This window comes from Dorea sp. AF36-15AT (assembly GCF_003477705.1).
GTDB lineage: Bacteria > Bacillota > Clostridia > Lachnospirales > Lachnospiraceae > Claveliimonas > Claveliimonas ammoniilytica.
In genome coordinates this window covers 289,618-311,472 of record NZ_QUDV01000003.1, presented here as the reverse complement: position 1 = coordinate 311,472, position 21,855 = coordinate 289,618, and the positions used below count along the sequence as shown (strand labels likewise).

At 46.3% G+C, this 21,855-nt stretch carries 24 protein-coding genes; 13 read left to right on the top strand and 11 right to left on the bottom strand.

Annotated features, from left to right (window positions below; genetic code table 11):
* Nucleotides 1-113 precede the first annotated feature (113 nt).
* Together DWZ93_RS07410 and DWZ93_RS07405 are read right to left on the bottom strand one after the other, a co-directional pair.
* Nucleotides 114-827, bottom strand: a complete 714-nt coding sequence (locus DWZ93_RS07410; protein ID WP_005333529.1) for a hypothetical protein — start codon at nucleotides 825-827, stop codon at nucleotides 114-116.
* A gap of 155 nt (nucleotides 828-982) precedes the next feature.
* The gene (locus DWZ93_RS07405; RefSeq protein ID WP_179960461.1) at nucleotides 983-1,294 is read right to left on the bottom strand and encodes a helix-turn-helix domain-containing protein; all 312 of its coding nucleotides are present in this window, start codon (nucleotides 1,292-1,294) and stop codon (nucleotides 983-985) included.
* Nucleotides 1,295-1,742: 448 nt separating this feature from the next.
* On the opposite strand from DWZ93_RS07405, the gene DWZ93_RS07395 reads away from it, so the two are divergent.
* The 13 genes from DWZ93_RS07395 (at nucleotide 1,743) to DWZ93_RS07335 (ending at nucleotide 16,096) form a co-directional block, all read left to right on the top strand.
* Nucleotides 1,743-2,120 carry a hypothetical protein gene (locus DWZ93_RS07395; protein WP_005333524.1) on the top strand — a complete coding sequence of 126 codons (378 nt, stop codon included), beginning with the start codon at nucleotides 1,743-1,745 and terminating at the stop codon, nucleotides 2,118-2,120.
* A gap of 18 nt (nucleotides 2,121-2,138) precedes the next feature.
* On the top strand, nucleotides 2,139-2,849 hold the full coding sequence (locus DWZ93_RS07390) for a hypothetical protein (protein WP_005333522.1): 711 nt from the start codon (nucleotides 2,139-2,141) through the stop codon (nucleotides 2,847-2,849).
* Between the two features lie 15 nt (nucleotides 2,850-2,864).
* Nucleotides 2,865-3,773: a hypothetical protein gene (locus DWZ93_RS07385; RefSeq protein ID WP_005333520.1), complete on the top strand. Its 909-nt coding sequence runs from the start codon at nucleotides 2,865-2,867 to the stop codon at nucleotides 3,771-3,773.
* Between the two features lies 1 nt (nucleotide 3,774).
* Nucleotides 3,775-5,466: a lysozyme family protein gene (locus DWZ93_RS07380; protein WP_005333517.1), complete on the top strand. Its 1,692-nt coding sequence runs from the start codon at nucleotides 3,775-3,777 to the stop codon at nucleotides 5,464-5,466.
* 10 nt (nucleotides 5,467-5,476) lie between these two features.
* Nucleotides 5,477-6,097: a DUF5038 domain-containing protein gene (locus DWZ93_RS07375; protein WP_023921583.1), complete on the top strand. Its 621-nt coding sequence runs from the start codon at nucleotides 5,477-5,479 to the stop codon at nucleotides 6,095-6,097.
* The gene (locus DWZ93_RS07370; protein ID WP_023921581.1) at nucleotides 6,094-9,291 is read left to right on the top strand and encodes a TraG/VirB4 family ATPase; all 3,198 of its coding nucleotides are present in this window, start codon (nucleotides 6,094-6,096) and stop codon (nucleotides 9,289-9,291) included. Before DWZ93_RS07375 ends, DWZ93_RS07370 begins: the two co-directional genes overlap by 4 nt.
* Before the next feature lie 56 nt (nucleotides 9,292-9,347).
* Nucleotides 9,348-12,980: a VaFE repeat-containing surface-anchored protein gene (locus DWZ93_RS07365; RefSeq protein ID WP_023921579.1), complete on the top strand. Its 3,633-nt coding sequence runs from the start codon at nucleotides 9,348-9,350 to the stop codon at nucleotides 12,978-12,980.
* Between the two features lie 67 nt (nucleotides 12,981-13,047).
* Nucleotides 13,048-13,410: a hypothetical protein gene (locus DWZ93_RS07360; protein ID WP_040015509.1), complete on the top strand. Its 363-nt coding sequence runs from the start codon at nucleotides 13,048-13,050 to the stop codon at nucleotides 13,408-13,410.
* Between the two features lie 62 nt (nucleotides 13,411-13,472).
* Nucleotides 13,473-13,748 (top strand): hypothetical protein, encoded by a 276-nt coding sequence (locus DWZ93_RS07355; RefSeq protein ID WP_008373818.1) that lies wholly within the window; start codon nucleotides 13,473-13,475, stop codon nucleotides 13,746-13,748.
* Between the two features lie 160 nt (nucleotides 13,749-13,908).
* On the top strand, nucleotides 13,909-14,328 hold the full coding sequence (locus DWZ93_RS07350) for a DUF3268 family zinc-finger domain-containing protein (RefSeq protein WP_005333505.1): 420 nt from the start codon (nucleotides 13,909-13,911) through the stop codon (nucleotides 14,326-14,328).
* Between the two features lie 13 nt (nucleotides 14,329-14,341).
* Nucleotides 14,342-14,929: a sigma-70 family RNA polymerase sigma factor gene (locus DWZ93_RS07345; protein WP_005333504.1), complete on the top strand. Its 588-nt coding sequence runs from the start codon at nucleotides 14,342-14,344 to the stop codon at nucleotides 14,927-14,929.
* Nucleotides 14,930-14,949: 20 nt separating this feature from the next.
* Nucleotides 14,950-15,636, top strand: coding sequence for a cell division protein (locus DWZ93_RS07340; protein ID WP_118452430.1), 687 nt, complete (start codon nucleotides 14,950-14,952; stop codon nucleotides 15,634-15,636).
* Between the two features lie 13 nt (nucleotides 15,637-15,649).
* A complete protein-coding gene (locus DWZ93_RS07335) occupies nucleotides 15,650-16,096 on the top strand; it encodes a hypothetical protein (protein ID WP_005333500.1) in 447 nt (148 codons plus the stop codon).
* Between the two features lie 188 nt (nucleotides 16,097-16,284).
* Here DWZ93_RS07335 and DWZ93_RS07330 read toward each other — a convergent pair whose 3' ends face one another.
* The 9 genes from DWZ93_RS07330 to DWZ93_RS07290 all read right to left on the bottom strand — a co-directional run bounded on the left by DWZ93_RS07330 (nucleotide 16,285) and on the right by DWZ93_RS07290 (nucleotide 21,854).
* Entirely contained in the window at nucleotides 16,285-16,617 is a 333-nt protein-coding gene (locus tag DWZ93_RS07330) for a DUF5301 domain-containing protein (RefSeq protein WP_118452429.1), read from the bottom strand.
* Entirely contained in the window at nucleotides 16,574-17,410 is an 837-nt protein-coding gene (locus DWZ93_RS07325) for an EcsC family protein (RefSeq protein WP_005333496.1), read from the bottom strand. The genes DWZ93_RS07330 and DWZ93_RS07325 overlap by 44 nt, the downstream gene beginning before the upstream one ends.
* Nucleotide 17,411: 1 nt before the next feature.
* Nucleotides 17,412-17,771, bottom strand: a complete 360-nt coding sequence (locus DWZ93_RS07320) for a YccF domain-containing protein (RefSeq protein WP_005333494.1) — start codon at nucleotides 17,769-17,771, stop codon at nucleotides 17,412-17,414.
* A gap of 3 nt (nucleotides 17,772-17,774) precedes the next feature.
* Entirely contained in the window at nucleotides 17,775-18,209 is a 435-nt protein-coding gene (locus DWZ93_RS07315) for a hypothetical protein (protein ID WP_005333491.1), read from the bottom strand.
* Between the two features lie 229 nt (nucleotides 18,210-18,438).
* Nucleotides 18,439-18,771, bottom strand: coding sequence for a hypothetical protein (locus DWZ93_RS07310; protein ID WP_005333489.1), 333 nt, complete (start codon nucleotides 18,769-18,771; stop codon nucleotides 18,439-18,441).
* A 3-nt stretch (nucleotides 18,772-18,774) separates the two neighbouring features.
* Entirely contained in the window at nucleotides 18,775-19,065 is a 291-nt protein-coding gene (locus tag DWZ93_RS07305; protein ID WP_022415108.1) for a hypothetical protein, read from the bottom strand.
* A gap of 121 nt (nucleotides 19,066-19,186) precedes the next feature.
* Nucleotides 19,187-20,083 (bottom strand): sensor histidine kinase, encoded by an 897-nt coding sequence (locus tag DWZ93_RS07300; RefSeq protein WP_005333486.1) that lies wholly within the window; start codon nucleotides 20,081-20,083, stop codon nucleotides 19,187-19,189.
* A complete protein-coding gene (locus tag DWZ93_RS07295; RefSeq protein WP_008373910.1) occupies nucleotides 20,084-20,935 on the bottom strand; it encodes an ABC transporter permease in 852 nt (283 codons plus the stop codon). It abuts the gene before it with no gap.
* Nucleotides 20,928-21,854 carry an ABC transporter ATP-binding protein gene (locus DWZ93_RS07290; RefSeq protein ID WP_008373911.1) on the bottom strand — a complete coding sequence of 309 codons (927 nt, stop codon included), beginning with the start codon at nucleotides 21,852-21,854 and terminating at the stop codon, nucleotides 20,928-20,930. Before DWZ93_RS07290 ends, DWZ93_RS07295 begins: the two co-directional genes overlap by 8 nt.
* Nucleotide 21,855 lies beyond the last annotated feature (1 nt).

Sequence of the window (21,855 nt, the reverse complement as noted above, 5' to 3'; positions counted from 1 at the left end):
ATCAGAACTCAAGGCTGCTTTTTCGTTTACACCAACTCCGATTGTTTCCTTAACAGTTTTTCCAATACATAACACGTACTTACATTATACTCCTCACCAATGCAAACCTCAATTTATTCTCCATCCTTTTTCCCGTTATTAAGCTTCGGGCAGTAAAATGCCTTTACTTCCACCCCATCTTCCTCCGACTCAATTTCCACATAATAATCCCGGATAAAGTATCCCGCATTATGCTCCTGAATGGCGTACAGCTCCAATGTCTGAAAATCCACCAGTACCAGATCACGGGGCTTGGGTTTTTGCGTTTCCTCACAGAATACCTCCATGCTTTCCACCAGCTTATCCAGGCATTCCTGACACAGATGGTTCTGTACTTTTTTCACATCGAAGATACTATCTTCCCCGTAATCCACCGATACTTCGGAAATCCCGTAATCCGACATCTGCTCCGTATGGAAAAAGCAGCCGCCTTCTCCTGTCCCGGTATAACCCATATGCCCGTTTCCCTGCGGGCCGGTAAGATTCCCGTCCTCATCATGATTCCGGATATGCATATCCATCACATACCAGTGATTGGTACAGATCACTCCCAGATCGTCAAACTTCCGGAAATAATCCATCATACTCCGTTCATCGCTTCCACACAGCCAGCACTGTTTTGGATCTTTCAGCTTGCTTTCTACTGATTCAGGCACCTTTCTTTCTACCGGGTGATATTCCTGCTCCTGTGTTTTTTCAAGATAACCTGTCAGATCCAGCCGGCTGATTCCCAGTCCGATCAGAATTCCTGACGCACATGCCAATAATCCCACATATCCCTTTTTCATATTATAGTCATCCTTTAAGAATTAGTTTTATAATGCTTTTAGGATTACTATATCAAATCTTGCAATCACTTTCATCATAAATCGCATATTTTTATGTGTTTTATTGCATATACAGCTTTCAAAAAAACTGCCTGCGGCAATTTCGCAGACAGCTTCTATTTCATCATCTCTTCAATTATCACATCCAGCATCCGAAGCACGCTTTCCTGCTTCTTCGGTGTGAGCCTTTCCAGCTTTCCTTCCACTACAGAAGTATGTTCCATTCTGGTAAGAGGAATCACTTCCTTCAGCACTTCATTCGGTTCCGCACCTAATACATTCAACAGCTTTACAAATGTTTCCATCGTAGGTGTTTTCACTTCCCGCTCAATCGCACCCAGATGGTTGGTACTGATATCCACCAGTTCAGCCAGTCTCTCCTGCGTAATTCCTGCCTCTTCCCTGTACCTGCGGATTGCCTTTCCCATTCCTTTCACACGCACACCTCCTCCTTCCAGTATTCACTAACGCTTAAAGCATTAGTCATGTAAATCCAGTATAATTGGTTGCAAATCACGCTTACAGTATCCATAAGGATTGCATTTATAACGCTTTTAGCGTTGGTCACATTTTTGGCACTCCATCGTCTGTAACTGGCACAGTCCTGCGATTGTAGCGGTAATTTACCCATGTTAAAATTGATATTGTCAAAATTATATGCAGAACGAAACGCAGCACTGCCGTATGGGAAGCCTCTCCTGCGGCAAATAAGCTGCGTTTTTTCTGTAAGATAGGAGGATCTTTACAATTTCATACTTTGATTTAGGACGCAGCCTGCATTGACCGGGCTGCGTCCTTTCTTGAGGCAGGAAAACCATAAGCAAAGGCAGGGGAGGTAATTCTCCTGCCGCTCTTATAAAAAGGAGGTACTTTTACGTGAAACACAAACTGAAAAACGCTCCGCCGGACACAAAACGGCATGTCAATTATGGCAGATGCCTGTATGCTGCATTTCTGGCTGTCACAGTCCTCTGCGGATACACACAGCCGGTTTTTGCCGCTACCATCTGGACCAAAGCCAATGAGATCATGAAGGATGTCTATAACCAGATTATCCTCATTTCCACCATTGCTGCAGTCGTAACGGCATCGGTTGCCCTTCTGATGATGAATTTTTCCAAAAGCGGAAAAACCGTGGACGAATCACGTGCATGGCTCAAGCGTATCGTCATTACCTGGGCGATCTTAAACGGGCTTGGCTTTATCATGGCTTACATCACCCCGTTCTTTGCAGGCGGAAAATGGAACGGATAGACGAAAGGAGATGCCACTATGGGAATACTTGACGGAATCGTGGAATGGATTGCCGAACAGGTCATGAACATTCTGGATCTGATCACCACTTCAGTCCTCGGTGCTCTGGGCTGTTCCATGGATACGTTTCTTCGCTACTTTCCTGCTGCCGAGACCATGTATCAGGTCTTTCTGGCACTGGGCATCGGGCTGATCCTCTTAAACTGGGTATGGCAGCTCTTTAAAAATTACTTTATGGGAGCCGGTATCGAAGCGGAAGATCCCATTAAGCTGTCCATCCGTTCCTTCCTCTTTATCTTTCTCACCTTCTATGCGAAAGATATTGTGGATCTGCTCCTGAAGATTTCAGGAACACCGTACAACTGGATTCTGACGGAAGACCTGCCGCCTTTAAAATTTGCGGATTTTAACTCCGTAGTCACAGTCATCCTGGGAGTCTGTGCAAATGGGGCGGTAGCCATCATTGCACTGATTCTGGTACTGATTCTGGCGTGGAACTACATCAAACTGCTCTTTGAAGCGGCAGAACGCTATATTCTTCTGGGGGTACTGGTCTACACAGCCCCGGCAGCTTTTTCCATGGGTGCCAGCCAGTCAACCGGAAATATCTTCAAAAGCTGGTGCCGGATGCTTGGCGGCCAGTTCTTTTTGCTTCTGATGAATGCGTGGTGCCTGCGGCTGTTTACTTCTATGGTCGGCACCTTCCTTGCCAATCCGTTATCCCTATAAGAAAGGAGGACCAAAATGAAACTTAGAAAGAAACTCATACCATTCCTGGTACTAACTGCCTGTCTGGTACTGTTTTGCTCCATGCCGGTCTTTGCAGCGGAGCTTACGGAAGCAGACGTGGAAGCGGCAGTTGCCAGTCAGGGAAAGGAAGCGGTAACCGGAAATGTCTTCGTCTGGTTCCTGTGTGCCATTGCCTTTTTAAAGGTATCCCAGAAAATTGATTCTTTTCTGGCATCGCTTGGCATCAATGTCGGCAATACCGGAGGAAACATGATGGCTGAACTTCTGATTGCAGGACGGAGCCTGACCGGTTCCATGCGTTCCCATGGTGGTGGCGGCTACCACAAAGCCTCTTCTCCCGGAAGTGCGGCTGTCGCAGGAAGCTTCCTATCCGGCGGGCTTGCCGGGGCAGTGGGAAGACAGGTACAAAGAGAAGCGGTCAATTCCGCAACCGGTTATACCGAACACAGCAGTATCGGAAACATGCTCTACCAGTCATCCCTGAACAAAGGCGGAGACTTTGCCAATCAGGTCATCAGCAACATTGCACAGGGAAATTACGGTCAGGTAGGTTCCATCAAGGGAGCAGACGCACAGAAAGCCTTTACTTCCTATATGGGCATCAATCCGGGCGGCGGTTCTTCCTATGATAATGTAGAAATCGGTGGCGGAAGGATCACCGGTACCGAAACCGGAAGCTCCGGAAACCGGGATTTTGCCCTGTACCATGCCGACCAGTATGCAGCTCCTACTCAGGGCTCCTACTCTACGGTACAGTCCGTGGATGGTTCCACCTGGTACAAGCAGTATGCACAGGATACGGTCGAAAAAACACCATATACTTCCGGCAGCGGCAAAGTAGCCTACAATGAATCCATTGTCCAGAAACTGCCGCCAGCCCCACAGCGAAAGGAGCGTATGTAACATGCCAAAAACAGCCTTGATGGGCAGTCCTCTTGCTGTCATCGGTACAGTATTCCGGCACAGGCGCACCCTTGCGAAAACTGGAGCAGCCGTCGGCGGTGTACTGATGCTTCCCATTCTGTTCCTTGTCATGCTTCCGGGACTCGTCTTCGGAGACCTCTCTGAAAATACCGGAGCACTGACCAGCAACACGGTAATCAGTGAAAATATCCGGGCTTCCAATCAGGCAATCGTGGAGGTGCTTCAGGAAAGCCATGATGCACTGCTTGCTAAGATCAATGCGGAAATTGCCAGACTCCCGGAAGGAGATACTGCCTCTATCAGCGATCCTTACGCTTCCAGTATCATCGTAAATGCGAACCAGCTCATCGCACAGTTTTGTGCCAGCCAGGATGACTATAAAAATATAAATATCAGCAAACTCAAAAGCCTGATCCGGGAAAACGAGGACGGGCTTTTTTCTTATGACGTTACTTCAGAAACGGCCACGGTGGAAGTTCCGGCGGAAGAGGAAAATGCACCACCCAGAAAGGTTACTTTTACCCGCCATACCTACACGGTCAGCTATGCCGGAGATGCCTACTTTGCAGATCACGTCTTTCATCTGACCGATAAGCAGAAAAAAACGGCAGACAGTTATGTGGAAAACCTGACCATGTTCTTTGGCGGCTCCGCTTCCGGTCTTGCCATGGCGGTAGGTGTCAGCGATGAGGTGCTGGCTTACCGGGCTACCATCCAGCAGGTCGCACAGAAATACGGCATGGAAGCTTATGTGGAACTCCTCATGGCAGTCATGATGCAGGAAAGCGGCGGGCGTGGAAGCGATCCCATGCAGGCGGCAGAAGGCGGCTTTAATAAGAAATACCCCCATGTCCCCAACGGCATCACCGATCCTGCTTATTCCATCGAATGTGGGATTCAGGAATTAAAGTATGCACTGGATAAAGCAGGATGTACCGGACCTACCGACCTGGACCGCATCAAGCTGGCGCTTCAGGGTTACAATTACGGCTCCGGCTATATCGACTGGGCAATGGAACGTGACGGCGGTTATACCAAAGAAAACGCCATTGCTTATTCGGATATGATGTGTGCCCGTCCGAACTGGCATTATGACCGGTATGGGGACAAGGAATATGTGGAGCATGTTCTCCGGTATTATCAGATTACCAATACCGGCGGAAGCTATCCGGCAAACGGAATGCAGATTCCGCACTATCTCCAGACCGATTACGGGAACATTCCTTATGGCGGCGGCTCCATCGCATCTTCCGGCTGCGGGCCTACCAGCTTTGCCATGATCGCCAGCTACCTGACCGGGAATACCATTACCCCTCCGGATGCGGTGGCATGGTGCGGGAATTCCTATTACAAGCCGGGAGTTGGAACCTACTGGAGCTACTTTCAGGCTGCAGCCAGTCATTTCGGCTGTGGCAGCGTCACACAGACCAGCAATGCCAATACGGTACTTCAGGCACTCTCCGAAGGCTGTCCGGTCATCTCCTCTCAGCGGGCAGGACTTTTCACCAGCGGCGGACACTTCATCGTACTCCGAGGTGTTACGGCAAACGGCAAGGTACTGGTCAATGATCCCAATGACAGTGACGCAAAGAACTATATTAACCGTGAATTTGATATGATGTCGGAAATCCATGCTACGGCAAATGCCTACTGGATCTTCGACAAAAAATAAAGGAGCCATTATGAACAGAACAAAAGTGATTCTTTCCATTTTTCTGATGCTGTTTCTGCTGCTTGCCGGACTGGTTCTCCCCAGTTTCTGGAAAAGCCAGAAAAAAGAAGCTTCCGGAAACAAAGGCAGGGAACCGGCAAAGGAAACAACAGAAACAAATTCTGATACCCCCATGCCGGAATATCTGGATTTTGATGCTTTAAAAGCATTTTTCTCCGACAGCCAGATTGCTTCTCTCAAAGGGCAGTTTCCTGTCTACCTAAAAGAGTATGTCAAAAAAGAACAGACAAGCATCACCTTCCTGCCGGAAAAAACCAGCTACCCTACCGAAACAACCGTCTGCCTGATGTTTTCACTTTCCGATCAGGATACGCTTCCGGTTACCTATCACACCCCGACGGGTGTGTTTTTATTTGGAGAAGACGGGGTACAGGTCTCTGCAGATACGACTGTTTACGAAAAGCAAACCGATGATTCCCTGCCGTCCCTGACTTCGCAGGACATTGAACACCTGCAGGAAGGCGGGTATCCGGATACTTCTGACAGCCCGGAAGCTCCGGACACAGAATCCGGCAGTGCCTCTGTGCCTTCCGAAGATGCGAAAGATACGAAAAAGGAGGTGCAGCCATGACACAGCCAGAAGAAACACCGGTTTCCTTTATCCCTTCCAACTTCATTGAGAAAGGCAAGATCCTAAACGGAACTTTTGACATCCGCAATGCCATAGAAAGCATTGTTCTTTCCCTGGCAATCGGTATCCCTGTTTTCCACCTGCCGCTGTCCCTGACTGCCCGCATCATCATTCTCTGCATGACCGCACTTCCAGCGGCAATGGTAGCCCTGATTGGAATCGGCGGGGAGAGCATCACTGCCTTTTTGATGAATGCCCTGCGTTTTGTAGTGAACCGCAGGGTAATCTGGAGGTCCGACAGTCTTCCGGAAGGAAAGCCACGCAGGAAACCACGTTTCAAAGAGCCAAAGACAAAGAAACACCGGAAAGCAGAAAAAATGGCAGAGCCTTCCAAAGTAATGGCATCGGCTCCCCCACAGTCTGAACCGGACGCACCAGCTCCGCCAAAAAGTAAAAAAAAAGAACACCGGCAGTTTGATACCTCCACCAAGCGGGGCATCAAAAAACAGGCAAAGGAAGATATCCGTTATCTGAAGTGGGAGCAGAAAGAAGCCAGCCGACAGAAAAAAGAGGCGGCGAAACAGATAAAAATACAGAAAAAAACGGAAGCCCGGAGACGAAAGGAGGAAGAAAAACGGGCAGTTTCCGAAAAGCGGGCTGCAAAAAAAGAGCAGAAAAAAAAGGTGGTTTCCAAGGAGGACACCTCATCTGCCACGTCAAAACCCGTTTCCCGGAAAAAGCGAAAGAAAGACCAGACCTTGGAGGATTATCTTCCGGTGGAAAAAATCGCAAACGGAATCGTCTATACCACAGACGGACGGTACGTGAAGATCCTGGAGATTGAACCAATCAACTTTCTGCTTCGAAGTGCCAGGGAACAGCAGGGCATTATCTACAGCTTTATCAGTTACTTAAAGATCAGCCCTGTCAAACTCCAGATCAAGATGATCTCCAAAAAAGCAGACATCAATAAGCATCTGGAGCAGTCCCAGCTGGAGCTGGAGCGGGAAACCGATCCCCACTGTCAGGAACTGCAGCGTGACTACATCCAGTTTGTCCAGAACTTAAGTTCCAGAGAAGCAGTATCCAGACGGTTCTTTCTGATCTTTGAATATGAACCATTCAACGCAAACCGAAAGGAAGAGGAACGGGAAATCCTTGCTGCTCTTGAGACAGCCTCCCAGACCGCCAAAACCTTTCTATACCAGTGCGGGAATGAAGTGGTCTCCCATGACAATGAGGATGAATTTACTACGGATGTTCTCTACACCCTTTTAAACCGTACCCTTTGTACGGAGGTTCCGCTTTCGAACCGGATCAGCACTGTACTGTCCGCCTATACAAAGGAAAATCGCATGGAGGAACTGGATCACATCCGGATCAACGAGTTTCTCGCACCGGAAAGTGTGGATTTCAAGCACTCCCATTATGTGCAGATCAATGGGCTTTACCATTCCTACCTGCTTGTGCCGTCTGACGGCTACAAAAACCGGGTAACTCCCGGATGGCTGTCACTCCTTGTCAATGCCGGGGAAGGGATTGATATTGATTTCTTTCTCCAGAAACAGCCAAAGGACAAGATTCAGCAGCGTCTCGGTCAGCAGATCCGTATCAACCGTTCCAAATTAAAGGATGCGTCCGATACCAACACTGATTATGACGATCTGGATTCTGCCATCCGCTCCGGATATTTTCTGAAGCAGGGACTTGCCAACAACGAAGATTTCTATTACATGAATCTTCTCATCACCATTACTGCTTCCACGTTGGAAGAACTGCAGTGGCGGATTCAGGAAATGAAAAAGCTCCTGATCTCGCAGGATATGAACTTACACTCCTGCTACTTTTTACAGGAGCAGGGATTTTTATCCTCTCTGCCGCTGGCAAATCTGGACAAGAAGCTTTTTAAGCTGTCCAAACGGAACGTACTGACTTCCGGGGCGGCAAGCTGCTATCCCTTCGTCAGCTACAGTATCTGCGATGATAACGGAATCCTCTTTGGGGTAAACAAGCATAACAATTCCCTGGTCATTGCGGATATCTTTGATTCCAGGCAGTACAAGAACAGCAACATCTGTATCTTAGGCTGTTCGGGAGCAGGAAAGACCTTCACCATGCAGACCATGGCACTAAGGATGCGAAGAAAAGGCATCCAGGTGTTCATCATCGCTCCGCTAAAGGGACACGAATTTTACCGGGCTGCAAGGAATGTCGGCGGAGAATTTATCCAGATCTCTCCTGCCAGTAAGAACTGTATCAACATCATGGAAATCCGGAAGGTAGACAATTCTGTAAATGAACTGCTGGACGGACCGACACTGGATGCCTCCGCACTGGCAGGCAAGATCCAAAGGCTTCACATCTTCTTCAGTCTGCTGATCCCGGATATGTCCCATGAGGAGAAGCAGCTTCTGGATGAAGCCCTAATCAAAACCTATGCCAGAAAAGGGATTACACATAAAAATGAATCCCTGACAGATCCGCAGCATCCGGAGCAGTACAAAAAGATGCCCATTCTGGAGGATGTCTACAATGTCCTGCTGGAAAGCGAGGATACCAAACGTCTGGCTCATATCCTGAACCGCCTGGTTCACGGTTCTGCTTCTTCCTTTAACCAGCAGACCAATGTGGACCTGACCAATAAATATACGGTACTGGATATCTCCGAACTGACCGGTTCCAGCGATCTTTTAACGGTCGGCATGTTCGTTGCCCTGGATTATGTCTGGGATAAAGCGAAGGAAAACCGTACCGAAGAGAAAGCCATCTTTGTCGATGAGGTCTGGCAGCTCATCGGTGCATCCAGCAACCGGCTTGCAGCGGAATTCGTACTGGAGATTGCCAAGATCATCCGTGCTTACTCCGGAGCCGGCATCTTTGCCACACAGGATTTAAACGACTTCTTTGCTCTGGATGACGGGAAGTACGGCAAGGGTATCATCAATAACTGCAAGACCAAGATTATCCTGAACATGGAGGATGAAGAGGCACAGCGGGTGAAGACTATCCTGCATCTATCGGAAACAGAAGTAATGAACATCACCCATTTCCAGCGGGGCAACGGTCTGATCTCAACCAACAACAATAACATCACTGTGGAATTTAAGGCTTCCAATCTGGAAAAGGAGCTGATTACCACAGATCGGCAGGAGCTTCTGGAAATCCTTGCGAAACAGAAGAAACAGGCTGTGTAACTTTTGGCAGCACTGACGCTGCCCTTTTCATTTGAACTTCAAGAAGGAGGAGACTTATGTTACAGACATACAAATCCTATACCAGACGGACGCTGGCTATGCTGCTGGCAGTCCTTGTCGCAGTCGGCGCATTGTTTTCCGGCAGTTTTCCGGTTCATGCAGCCGACGGCACCATCAGCTATAAGGCAGGTGCCAATATCCCTTACGGCAGCTATTTTACCTCCCGCATGAGCTTTGACGGGAGCAATACTGCCTACTGCGTGGAACCACTGAAGAAAACACCTTCCTCTGGTTCCTATTCCTATGACCTTTTAAGCCAGAACTCCCCGCTCAGAAAAGCGCTCTACTACTTAAACGGCGGTTACGGCTACGATAAAGTCGTCAAGGATAAATATTTCAGTGGCTGGAGTGATGATAACAGCTATGTCATCGGACATCTGGTTGTCGCTTACATCTATGCCGGTAATTCCGCTGACACCGGAGCTTTCCATGGCGCCCCGCAGTCCTATATTGATAAAGCACTGGAAGTAGCCAGTGCCATTCAGGGACTTCCGAACCCGCCGGAAGGCTTCCGGGCATTCATCGTTCCGGGACAGGGCAGCCAGACCATTGCCGGAAGCTGGTATCAGGTTCCAAACGGCTGGATCGAACTGAAAAAATCTTCTGCCAACGGAAGCGTATCGGACGGGAATCCGAATTACAGCTTAAAGGGTGCTGTGTATGGGATCTATCAGGGTGAGAAGCTCATCCAGAAACTGACCACTGATGAAAACGGGTATGCCAGATCCGGCGAACTGGAGGAAGGCGATTATACCATAAAAGAGCTCTCTGCTTCCAAAGGCTACATTGTAGACACCAAAGCTCACAAAGTCACCGTAAAAGCAGAACAGACTTCTGCTGCAAACGTAACAGATATTCCGCAGAATAATCCCATGAATCTGGTGCTTGAAAAGCTGGATGCCGAAACAAAGAAAGCCTCCCCACAGGGAGCAGCTTCCCTTGCAAACGCAGAATTTACAGTCAAGTTCTATACCGAGCAGTCTGACAGTGATCCTGCGGAAGCTGGAAAGAAACCGGCACGTACCTGGGTATTAAAAACAGATGTTTCCGGAAAGATGCATTTTACCAAAGATTCCTTTGTAAGCGGCGATGCCTTTTACTATACCAGTGATGGCAAGACCGTCTGTCTTCCGCTCGGTACCATAACGGTACAGGAAAGCAAAGCCCCTGCCGGATACCAGCTCAATCCAACTGTCTTCGTACAGAAAATTACAGGTGACGGTAAGCAGGAAATGGTTTCGGTATACCAGTCTTCTACCATAGAAGAATCTGTCATCCGTGGCGGAGTGAAGATCCAGAAACGTGACAGCGAGACCGGAGAAGCAAAACCGCAGGGTTCTGCCACTTTGGAAGGTACTGTCTTTGCGATCACTACGTTAAATGAAAATCCGGTATTAGTAGACGGAACATCCTACACGAAAGATCAGGTTGTCCTTACACTTACTGCCGATAAATCCGGTTCTGCTGCAACTGCAAAAGATGCTCTCCCATTCGGACATTACCGTGTGGATGAAACAACTGCACCTTCCGGTTATCTGAACAGCGGAAAGATCTCTGTAGAATTTGACATCACAGAACAGGGAAAAATCGTGGAACTGACTGCAAAAGACAATTCCATCTCCAATCAGGTCATCCGCGGGGATCTGGAATTTGTCAAGATTGCTGACGGCAGCCAGAACCGTCTGGCAAATGTGCCATTTAAGATCACTTCCAAAACAACAGGCGAAAGCCATGTGATTGTGACAGATGCCAACGGTTATGCCAGCACTTCCTCCAAATGGAACAAACATACCGCAAATACCAACCGGGGTGAGTCTTCGGAAGACGGCATCTGGTTCGGCACCTCCAAACCGGATGATTCCAAAGGCGCTCTCATTTACGATACTTACACTCTGGCGGAACAGCGTTGTGATTCCAACAAAGGCATGGATCTTTTAACCTTTGAAGTCAAGGTTTATAAGGATTCTGTTCTGATACAGGTTGGAACTCTGACCGATGATGCCATTGAGATCGGCACGACTGCTCTGGATGCCGAGACCGGTACACACATGAGCCAGCCGGCAAAAGAAGTGACCATTGAAGACGTTGTGGAATACGAAGGACTGAAAAAGGGCCAGAAATACAAACTGACTGGAACCTTAATGGATAAAAAAACCGGGGAACCAATCCTTGTGGATGAAAAACCGGTGATTTCTGAAACTGAATTTACTGCAAAGAAATCCTCCGGCTCCGTCAAAGTAACCTTTACCTTTGATGCAACTTCCTTAAAGGGAAAAACAACCGTTGTCTTCGAGGAATTATATCAGGATGAGATGCAGCTTGCAGTCCATACCGACATCAACGATGAAGACCAGACCATCTATTTCCCGGAAATCAAGACTACTGCGAAAGATGCGGACACGAACTCCAATATTTCCTGTGCAAAGGAAGAAATCACGCTGGTGGATACGGTTTCCTTTAAGGGGCTGGTTCCTAACCAGAAATATGAAGTGACTGGAACTCTGATAGATAAAGAAACAAAGAAACCAGTCGAAGCAGACGGAAAACCGGTGACAGCAAAAGCATCCTTCAAGCCAAAAGAATCCGCTGGTACGGTAGATGTTACCTTTACCTTTGATGCCAGCTCCTTAAAAGGGAAAACAGTAGTTGTCTTTGAATCCCTGGCTTACAAAGACAAGGAAGTTGCCGTACACACAGACATTGCGGATGAAGGACAGACTATTTACTTCCCGGAAATCAAAACCACTGCAACAGATGCTGCTTCCGGCACACACTATGCAAAACCGGAAAAAGAACTGACGCTTACAGACCTTGTGGAATACAAAAACCTGATCCCAGGCAAAGAGTACAAGCTGACAGGAACACTCATGGATGCGGAAACCGAAAAACCTTTCGATGTGGATGGCAAAGCTGTGACTGCAGAAACAAGTTTCACTCCGGAAGAAGCTAACGGCAGCGTAGAGCTTTCCTTTACCTTTGATGCCTCTGCACTTTCCGGAAAAACGCTCGTGGCATTTGAAACAATGACTTTTGAAGATCACGAAGTAGCGGTACATGCGGACATCAAAGATGCCAACCAGACCATCTACTTCCCGGAAATCAAAACCACAGCCAAAGACGGCAGTGACGGGGATCAGGATGTCTCTGCTTCCAAGGAAGCGACTATCGTAGATACGGTCACTTATCATGGTCTGATGCCTGGATCTGAGTACAAAGTCATCGGAACCCTGATGAATAAGGAAACCGGAGAGGCTTTGTTAAAAGACGGAAAACCAGTTACCGCTCAGGCAGAATTTAAAGCAGAAAAAGCTGGCGGCTCTGTGGAAGTTACCTTTACCTTCGACGCTTCTGCTCTTGCCGGACAGGATGTGGTTGTCTTTGAAAAGCTCTACTATACAGACGGAAAAACCGAGCATGAGATTGCTTCCCATGAGGATCTGAAGGATGAAGGTCAGACCGTACACATGACGGAGCTTCCGAAAGAACCGGAGACGCCTCCGGTAGCTCCGCCTGTAAAGACCGGCGATGAGACGCCGCTTCTCCTGTATGCCGGAATCGCCATAGCTGCACTTGCAGGTGCAAGTGTCCTGGGCATCGTTTACTTCAAACGCAAAAAGAAACATCAGTAACTCATAACGAAGACTCCTGCAGGCAGCTCCCACATGGAACTGCCTGCTTCTTTAGTAGGTGATGAATATGAAACACCCCCACTGCAAGACAGATGCCAAGCACATCCGTCATTTTCTGAACCTCTGTGAAGGGAACTGGCACTCCTGTATCTACGTCTGGTGCCGCACTTGTAACGCACAGGAAAGCTGTGAGAACTCTGGCTTTTTATTCCATCCGGATGAAACGGGAAGCCCCTGCATCCTCCCTCTTTCAGATGCAGCGCTTTTGTTTCCCCGGATACCGGAGCCAACCGAATGTACCGGAAGCATGAGCATTGCTGCTTTTACAGAGCTTTATCTGCCCTATCTGGCCGCTCAGAAGCTGCCTTTAAAGCCATGTCCCATTCCGGCACTGCTCCGGCTTCAGGAGAACCAGCAATATGACTGGTAACAAAAAGTTGCACTTTCAGGCTCTTATACGTACAGGATATGTAAAGAAAGGAGGCACTGCCTATGTTAAACGTAATTTCAATCATCCAATGTATCGATCAGGTCTTTACGAACCTGATATTTATTCCCATGATTTTTGTCCTGTATGTGAAATTCCGTCCGAAAAAGCCATGGACCAGAAGGCGCAGGAACACTTACCTGCTCTGTCTGGTACTGATCAGCTTATTCCTGCTACGGATTTTCTGTGAGAAGTTCATCTTTACACCGGTTAATTATCCACGTTTCACAGACAGCGGCTTATTCCCGCTCATCCGAGCAATTTTCTATCCCGGCATCTGAAAAATGGGGATTCGTGCCATTTAGTCCGAATCTGGGATCAGTATCCGCTTGCGTCCTATGGGAATTCATCACCTGCTTACTTACAATATAAGTATACAGTACGTACTGGTTATTCACGTACACGTTACGTATCGTGTATGTACAAGCGAGGTGAAAACAGATGAAGAAACCAAAAATCATCCGCTGCCCTTACTGCGGCGGAACAGCAATATTAAGAGATGCATCCTTTGTATATGGAACGCATTCTCATGGCGGACAGGTTTATGTCTGCTCCCACTATCCATCCTGCAATTCCTATGTCGGGGTACATCCGGGAACCAAGATACCAAAAGGAACGCTCGCCAACCGGGAGCTTCGTCAAAAGCGGATTCAGGCACATCGAATTTTCGATCAGATCTGGCAACAGGGCATCCTTTCCAAACCGGAAGCATATCGCTGGGTGGCAGATAAGTTCTGTCTGACAGATAAGCAGGCTCACATCGGACAGTTCAGCAACTATATGTGCGACCAGCTCATTCGGGAATCCGCAGATGTTTTAAAGAACAACCATATTCCCTTCCGCCTCCGGGCAGCCAGCTGAAAGGCGGTGATTGATGATGACCTTACCACTAAATAAAAAGCAAAAACAACTGGTGGAAAAATCCATGGATCTGGTTCCGATCATGATTCGTTCCATGACCCGCACCGCTGCCTATGTAACTGAGGAAGAACAACAGGAATTATGTCAGATTGGATATCTGGCTTTGTGCCGGTCGGCTGTCGGATTTGAGGAAGGAAGATCATTCCAGCCTTATGCCAAAACTATCATCCGTCATGCCATCTTTGACTACTGGCGGAAAATTGCCCGTGACCGCTCCATGCTCTGTTCTCTGGACGAAGCATCATCTGAAGATGAACATCTCCATTATCGTGATTTGTTTTCCTACGAGGATACACAAACAACTCACCCGGAAAAGGACACAAACCAGACCTTGCTTCTTGAGCATTTAACCCAGCTTGGCACCGGACAGTCCTCAACTATTCAGAAGGGAATTGTAGCCCTCTATCTGCAACAGCAGGGATATACCAGCTTTGACTTGGCAAAACACTACCAAGTACCAGCCAATCGTGTACGGGCATGGCAGAGCAAAGCACGGAAACTATTACAGCAGGATGATGCACTCTATGCACTTCTGACTTAACCTTGAAGGAGGGAACTTTTATGCTGACACTTTATACTGCTGTCGGAACCTTAAAATTTCAAAAAACGACAGGCGGAAAATCCATTCCTCTTGTAATCAACGATGGACAAGAATATGGACTATCGGATGACGAGCTGCTGCTCTGGAGCTGTCTTGCCTTCCAGATTCTGACGCTCCATGAACTCCAGGATGCCTATACCCTGCGCCAGATACAGAAAGAAGGTCCGAAAGGCTTATCCTTCCAACACTATCTGAACCGACTTTCCTTACGCGGTCTGGTTGTAAGCGGAATTGGACTGACAGGGGTGGATGCCTTATATCGCCTTCTCGGCAGTCTGACCATTATTCCCTTGAAGGATACCTTTCCCATCCGGCTCTTTGGCTGCGTTCAGCTTTATCTGGAAGGAACTATTGGTGCAAAAGAGTTTGGCAGATATTTAAAGAAGAAACCCTCTTCACCGATGGAAGATACCATTCTGAAGCTGGCTGATAAGGTATCCCTCACGACCGCTGAGCTTGTCACAAGTATGGAGCAGGAAAAAGTAATCCACAACGAATCGGATATTATGGATGAGTTATACACAGAACCGGAGACAACTTACCAAACACTTGTGGATGATGTCCAGATTCACCATACCCAGTATCCAGTGATGCAGGCTATTGCTAATTTGTACCTGAATAAACAAATCACATTTCATACATGTTAAAGGAAGGAACCTTATGCCAAAACCATTTTTCACAAAGCTGGTTGCCATCAGTGCAATCGGCTTTTTCTGTGTACTTTTTGGGTGCATCTTCGGGATCGCCACCCATGACCGGCTCTTTATCCTCATGAGCCTCCTCATCGGAATCTGCAGCATCTTGCGTGCACTCAGTTTCTACCACCTGATCCATACACATGCTTATCTGTCACTGGACGTAAGCTGCACGAAACGGGAACAGACACTCTTCGGGAAAAACCAGCAATATTGGTTTGCCAGTGATAACGGAAAGGAATACGCCTTCTCACTGGAAAAGAATATCAAACTCCTAGAGGGACATCGGTATCGGCTGTACTTCCGGAAACCACAGCAGGGAACAGGGCAATCGATGCCATGTGCCGGAGATATTCTCGGATATGAAGAACTCACCGATCAACTGCCGGAACTTCCGGATACATCCGTTTAGATAGAAAATGAGCCGCCCGTACTGCATCACCCCTACAGTTCTGGCGGCTCATTTTATTATAAATAACCTCTCTTATTTCTATCAAACAATAGTGTTTGTATCCGCTTCAATGCCATGAGCATTTGCTCCGGGAATGTCTTAGTTAAACTTGAAAGAATTAGATTTTCATTCTCATTACACAAATATTATTAGATAACCAATTCAGAAATATCAATGCTCGTTTTATAGTTTTGTTTTACTCCGCCAGGAGAAGTAATAAAAATCGTAGCATATTCCCCATTTTCATAAAGGGTAATTTCTTTTATATCTTTTTCTTCATCTTGGTTCGTAGTATCGCAATAAAATTTTATGGTATATTTAGGGTTCATACCTATGCTTTTTTCTGTCTCTTTCCATGATTTTATATTTAAATCAGAAATAACCTTGTCTATATTATGCTTATCATCATACTTTACCAGCAATTCCTTATTTGCGGCATCATATATCTCTATAACTTTTACACCTTTTACATAATTGTCCATTCTCTGCCTTTTTCCGCCCCGCCAGATACCTGTGCCGGTATTTCAGCTCTGCATACTCTGTGATCCGTTTCATGTAGACTGCATCATAAGCTCCGCCTACAGCACCAACCACCGGAATTCCCTGTAAGAACTTCATATACAGAAGCTCTTTTGACAAAGCTCCCGCCGTTTGTTCGATCTGCTCCTTATCCTGATACTCTTCCGGCAGTATTCCGTTTCTGATAAATTCATTTACTTTCCCGTCAATCTCACAAAGTGTATCCCCATAGGATACTGCTCCCCGGATCAATAATAAGATAAAATATTTTTCTTCCCTGCTTTCATAGCTGTATCCATACTGCAGAGCAGTCTCATAAATATTCTTTAAAATCATCCCTGTAAATACCGGAATATCCGGCAGACCGATTCCCAATACGCCCATCCCGATTCCAGACACACCGGATAGCAGTAAATTCTTTGTTCCCGTATCTCTTGCCTTTTTAGAAAAAGAGCGGAGGGATTTGGAATTCTGCTTTACATCCGCCATATACTGCCGCACCTGATAATCCTGCTCCAGTTTTGTCCGCTGATACGTCTTTTCAATAACCCCGGTTCCTTTCTCGAAAATCAGAGCAAATGCCTTCGCAAAAGCGGTATCCAATGTTTTCTGAAGTTTCGGCGGTATCTTTTCCTCCAGTTTCTGATTCAGAATGCTCTCCCTTTTCTCTGAACGCTTCTGAAGGAATCTCTGCTCCTGTACTTCCAGCTTTTCCCACTCCTTCTGAAGCGGTGTCCTTTTATCAAATAATCGCATCTTAATACACCTCCGCACCAAACGGCATCAATGCCAGTTTCGCCAGTTTAAACTGCTGTAAACCAAACGGGATTCCGATAATCGTCACACATAAAGCTGTACCCAACGCCAGATGCTCCAGTGCAAGAGGCAGACCGGATACAATCAGCCAGATGATATTCAAAAGGAACGAACCAGCTCCGCCACCATACTGCACCTCTTTTCCAAAGGGGAAAAAACTAAGCGCCGCAAATTTAAAACACTGCATCCCCACCGGAATCCCCACAACGGTAATACACCAGAGACAACCTGCCAGACACCAGCTCAGCCCACTGACTGCGCCGCCAAACACAAACCACAACACATTTCCCAGGCATCCCATATGCTACACCTCCCCATTCATCCGATTTTTCACATCAGCAAGTATCTTTTCTATCCGGTTGATGGCATCATCCACCTGTTCTCTTGCATCTGCAATCTTGCTCTGCACCATATAATCTGCCACCAGCCCGTCCAGAAAGAAATCCGCAAAGGAAAGGAAGCTGCCGATTTCCATGCGCAGATCCAAGGAAACCTGCACATCTCTTAATTCTCTCTGAAAACGCTGAATATCGCTTTTCGCCTGTTCCATCAACGCAGCTGCGTCATTCATTTTAGAATGCTTCACAAAGTCACTGATAAAGCCTCCTCCAAGCATATCAAAAATGCCCCAGTTTCTCGCACTTCCCAACTTATCCCTTGCTGCGTAAAGGCTCTGAAGCGCCCGCTCCCCTGCCTGTACTGCTTCCTGCATTTCCCGTTTCATCATTTCGTTACTCATCGTTTATCCTCTCTTTCTTTTTAGCAGACTATTGCGGCAGATTTTCTATATTTCATAATAAAAAAAGACTCCTATCATGACCTCTGCCACAATAAAAGTCTTGCTATCTCATTTGCTACGGGTATCTCTCGATACCGGTTGTCGGTTACAAAACCACCTCTTTCAAGGCGTTCAGCTACTCCCTTTTTTGCTTGAGATGAATATAACATATTGGAAATAATTTGTCAAATCATGCATTTTTCTTTTCCAACCGTTCCGCTTCTCTGGCAAATACATGCGAGATATCAAACAGTTCCGGTACATCTGATATGGTACACACATTCACACAATAATTGAGCCATGGAAATTCTTTTGTCATCTGATAAATAACTGCCATGGCTTTTGCTTCTGACATTGCTTCCACCGAATGATATCCCGATCCCTGAATATGCTCAAATCCGTTTGCTTCAAAAAAGTCCCTTACATCCGCATATGCATTATGCCAGTCACCTTTCGGATAATATTCCTTTAGTGCTTGTGTATTCAGGTCAAAATTGATGCCTTTCCTCTGTAAGCTATCCATCTGTTAGTTCCTTATAAAGTCTGTAATCAGGTTCTCCTTTTCTGTTCCGTTATACCAGAAACACTCTAACAAATTCTCTGCAATTCCTACGGAGTTTTTCAACTGAAAGATTGCTGCCCAGAATCTTCCATAGTCCTGCTTGCGTCCCCGGTCAAGATAAATCCTGCTTCCAAGGGCTTTGACTGCACAGCTTAAATCCTCCTGCTCAAAAATCTGATCTGCCTGTTCACACATCTGATTTACCGTTTCCGGAGCGAGCTTGCTTGTATCAAATTTAAGTTCTACTTTATACATTATACTCATCCTTTCATACAACAAATGACTGAGTGACTCTTCTCTTTCTACTGTAATTCTACCATGAAACCTATATAAAGTCATTCCCCATTTTCACTTGCTTTAATATAAATTTTTCCTTTTATTTTGGAAACACAATCTCCACACAGAACTCATTCCCTTCTATCCGGGCGCTGATTTTCCCATCCATACGAAGTACCAGCTCTTTCGCAATTGATAAGCCGAGACCGCTGGAAGTCTTACTGCGTGCTTCATCCGCTTTATAAAACCGTTCAAACACCTGATCTACATTTATTTTTTCCACATGACATACTTGATTTTTTATCTGTATCCGGATGTTGTTTTCAACTTCTTCCAGTGAAATACTGATTTTCTTCTCCCCGTGATCCAGTCCGTTTTTTATGATATTCTGAAAAATTCTCTGGATTCCCTGTTCATTTCCGTTCATAAACAGCAGTTTATCTGTAATCTGTATCTCCGGTTCAATTCCTCTGCCCGTCCATTCATCGTAGTAGGAAAATATGGTATCTTTCAAAATCTTGTTGATACAGCAGGATGACATTTCCAGATGAAAAGAATCGTTTTTAAGTTTTGTAAAAGTAAATAATTCTTCCAGCATTTCTTTCAGGCTGCCGATTCTCTCCTGTATGATCTTCATATACCGTCTCTGCTCTTCCTGGTCTTCACAGGTTTCCATTAACTGAAAATATCCGTCAAGGGATGTCAAAGGAGTACGGATATCATGTGAGAGATTTGTATATGTATCCGAAATCATCTCCTCTTTCTTCAAGTATTCCTTCTTTTCCCTTCGCTTCAGTTCCAGCCATTCGTTTAAAACATCTGCCAACTCACCAATGCCTCCAAAATCCATTTCTCTGGTAATCAGCATGTTGCTGTCGTGCTTCATCAGAAACGACAACTGGCGGCAGATGTCTTTCACCTGCCGCTGGTATTTCCAAAATAACATTCCTTGTACCAGTATCACTGCTATCAATAGCACGAACCCTAGTTTTATCATTTAGATATCTCTCTTTCTGAATACCCATGCTGTCAGTAATGTAACCACGATTCCGAACGCCGCCGCAATCACAACTGCCGTCAGGCATTCCTTATTGGTCGGTGACATGGATAAAAGTGCAATCTTTCCTGTCACTGTATATTTCAAAATCTGGAAATTCTCCACACCTGCCTTCTGGATCAAATGATTGATCACTCCGTATAAGACAATCATGGTATTCATGCACAGGCAGATAACAATCGTCATGCTGAACACGTTGCTGTTCAAAACCACCGCAATCGCCATACTGATTAGTACCAGTGCATAATGAAGCAAAATCTGAATACCAAAGTATCTCAGCAACTCGCTTCCATTCCCCCACTCCAGATATCCGAAGTACATCTGCTGTGCAATAATCTGAATGATGAAATAAAGCAGCATGGTAACAGTCGTATACACAAACAACACGGAAGCTTTGGAAAAGATCAGGTTTCTCCGGCTCCTTACCTGCCCGCCGATATTTTTAATATAACCGCTTCCTATATCTGCACTGGAAAACAGCACTGTAAAAATCACCAGAAACAACGCCACAAACTTCGCCTGCAGGTTTGCATATACCTGATCAAAGACCGTTACTTTTTCTCCCGGCTGTGTCGGCAGGAATACGGACATTCCCATATTGATGGTTTCTGGTTTCACTGTTTCTGCAATGCTTTCTGTCTGCTGTTGTTCCGCTTCCTTGTTCATCGTATCAATATCCAGTTTCGACATGGATGTGGAGAAGAATATAGCTGCCGCCATCACAATCCATACCACATACATACTTTTTGTCCGGACCATCCGGTACAGATCCATTTTTATCATATTAAGCATTTTGATTCCCTCCTGTCAGATTCAAGAAATAGGTTTCCAGTTCTTCACTGGTAATGGAAATTCCATTGACCAAAATTCCTGCTTTTGCCAGTTCCATATTGACATTGGCGCTTTCATTCAATCGTTCAAATATATGGATATGGCTCTTATCTGTAACCTGATAGTTGGTAAATCCCATTCTGTCCAGAATCGGGACTGCCTGCTCCGGATGGATTAACTCTATTTCAATCCGTTCACTGCAGCGTTTCATCAGTTCTTCGCTTGTCAGCTCCTGCAGAAGACTTCCATTATGGATAATTCCATAATCCGTTGCAATCTTAGATAATTCCTCTAAAATATGACTGGATATCAAAATCGTCATATTCCGTTCATCTCGCAGTCTCTGTATGGTATCACGCACCTCTGCAATTCCCTGGGGATCAAGCCCATTGATCGGTTCATCAAGGACCAGGAGATCCGGCTCCCCGACCAGTGCCAGCCCGATTCCGAGACGCTGCTTCATTCCAAGGGAAAAATGTTTCGTTTTTTTCTTTCCGACACCTTCCAGTCCGACCGTCTCTAAGATATCTTCGATGTATCCCTTTTTCCGAATACCAAACAATTCACATTTTATTTTCAGGTTTGTATATGCATTCATGTTGCCATACAGCCCCGGTGCTTCAATCAGACACCCCACACGAGAACGAATCCTCTCCAGTTCTTTTCCTTTACACCCGAACATCTCAATCTCTCCGGCTGTCGGTCTTGCAAGTCCACTGATCATCTTCAGGCAAGTCGTCTTTCCCGCACCGTTCCGTCCGATAAATCCATAGATAGCACCCTTTTTTATGTGAAGGTTTACTTTATCCACTGCCTTATGATGACCATACTGCTTCGTCAATCCATTTGTACTTAATAACAATTCACTCAATGCTTTCATC